We start from the raw sequence: 2,487 nt of genomic DNA, 5'->3' as shown, positions 1-2,487 counted from the left end.
TACCCACAAGAGAGATGGCATTGGCATAGATACCTCCAAGTGCTGTGGAATCTATACTGAACTTAGGTCTTTCTTTACCTGAACCGTCAGTACTTCTAACTATACCATCCCTATCTATATGATTCAATCCCGTAACAACTTTTAAGTCATTCGCATACAATTTAGCATTGAGTTTGATCGCTTGAGTATACAGTTCTAGTCTAGAAGTACTTCTTGCATCCAACCCTTTACCCTCTATAAAGATATCTCCACCTTCTATATCAAAAATGGGTCGATCACCATTAAAACTTACTTTCCCCGTAGTCAGTGTGGCTTTAGGGATATTTATAAAACCCGCACCATTCACCGTGACTCCATTAGGATTTGCTACGATGACATCTGCACTTTCTCCTGCAACTTCAAGATATCCATTAAGATGAGACCTATTGGTTCCTGAGACTTCATTGAGTATAAGTGAGGCAGAACCATCACGTACATTCTCATTCCCATAAATGTATCCTGCCAATTGTGTGTTTATCTCTTGCCCTGAATTGTTGAGTATCGTTCCTTGTGTGGGTACGTTAAATTGTATATATGTGTTATGAGACACACCGTTTGTATTGGGTCTTGCGATGTTTACTACAGGAGTACCATTGGCTGCACTGTCTACAGAAGTATGTTGATCTGTACGTGTATGGTCAACTATTATTTCTGCTGCCATCATAGGCTGAGTTATAAAAAGGAAGGAAATGAATACTGAAAGAAGTTGTCTAAATAGGTTTAGTTTTATTGTATGCATATGTTTTACCTTTTAAAATCTATAAGAGAGACTGAATCCGCTCAGACCATTATTTGTTTTACGTACTTCATCACCATTGGGTGTATAGGTTATTTTATTAGAGTCTATAACAGGGAGGGATTGAGACAGATCCAAAGACCAATTATTAAAATTAAACCTGCACCCCACAGCAACTCCTACGATATGACCGCCATAACTTTCCTCATTTCTACTGACTAGACCATAATCCAAAGCTAAATAAGGGCTGATGGTACCGTTTGTATATGGCTGACTAAACGCCAGTTCATTACGTACATAAAAACCTTTGTTTCCAGAAATTTGGCTCTCATTTTTAAATCCTCTTACACTGTATGGACCACCAATTCCTATTTGTTCAGAACCGACAATGCCCTGTTTGGCATATTGTCCATAGAAAGAAAAATTATAGAATGCAGGAATTCCCTCACTGTTAATTCGTTTGTTATAACTAAGGTCTAACGTATATTTATCAAAAGTCGTGTCTGCTGAAGAACCTGTTTTTGCACCAAACCAGTCCAACCCACGATTGTAGCGCAGCGTAGCATACCCATCCCATGTAGAGCCACTGTAATTGTGCGTATAAGAGAACTGTAAAATCGTTAATGCATTACTTGAGGTATCCAAATAGACATCTGCCAAATAATTATCATTCTTTTTATGTAACAAAGAGAGATCGAACTTCCCTTTTTGTTGTTTGGTATGGAAAAGTTTATACTCTGATTTTATTTGAAATGTTTCATTCTCACCACTTGACTGATAATCGACATTCAGCCCATTCACAATTTGATCATAATCAAACTTGGAATAGCTGAGTTCCAAATACACTCTGCCTATAGGTAATCCATAACTAATGCTATTGCCCAGTGAATTATTCTCATTATCTTGTTTATCGGTAGTATTCAAATTCAGTGTCAATAGATCATTGATCCCTAAAGGATCATCCCATCCAACAGATCCACTGAATTGATACTTTCCTGATTTCTCTGTTCCATAGTTATTGACACCTAGCGAACCATGTATTATAGATCCTGTCTTTTTACCTATGATATCTATTTGTGAAAAACCTTCTTCATCACCTGGATTTATACTCATAGTAGCCTGTACAGACTGTAGACGATTTAGCTGTTCCAGACCCATTTCCAAATTTCTAAGATTAAGCGCTTCATTTTCTATAAAGGGAAAAACCAATGCTGTTGAAATATTTTTCCCGCTTACTGATTCTACTTTACCTTCCATCGCAACGATCACCAAATGCCCTTTTGATAACTCCTGAGGTTTAATATACGCTCTAGAAGTAACATATGCTTTTTCTATATAGATATTATTTATTTTCTTCACCAAGGTATTGATATCATGCATCGTATCACATCTGTGAAGGTAAGGTTTTTTAAGTACATCCAAGACATCTTTATCAATCAGTGTAATATTTTCCGTGTCAATACTTTCAATCTCAATACAAGCTTGTGATGTGTTACTGTCTTGAGATAAAGGAATAGGTGTTAATTCCGTATAGATAGCTTCTGCAGTTTGACGCGCTTTAGTTTGTTCTTCATAGATCTTTTTTTGTTCTTCATACCGAGTAATGACTTCTACTTGTCTGATAATAGGTGATGCTTGAAGAAGGTGTGCAAGGAGCAAAGGCATACCTATCCATATTTTAAAAGGCTTATATATTATATATTTCATCTGAG

Annotated in this window: 2 protein-coding genes; both read right to left on the bottom strand. The window is 36.6% G+C overall.

The features are described from left to right. The coding region (locus tag ABYK33_RS15370; RefSeq protein WP_373034199.1) for a filamentous hemagglutinin N-terminal domain-containing protein at nucleotides 1–778 on the bottom strand (778 nt) is incomplete at its 3' end. A 12-nt stretch (nucleotides 779–790) separates the two neighbouring features. After that, nucleotides 791–2,487: ShlB/FhaC/HecB family hemolysin secretion/activation protein (locus ABYK33_RS15365; RefSeq protein ID WP_373034198.1), on the bottom strand; the 1,697-nt coding region annotated here is incomplete at its 5' end.

The sequence above is a fragment of the Sulfurovum sp. genome (assembly GCF_041562805.1).
Classification (GTDB): domain Bacteria; phylum Campylobacterota; class Campylobacteria; order Campylobacterales; family Sulfurovaceae; genus Sulfurovum.
This window is presented reverse-complemented; position numbering and strand designations above follow the sequence as displayed.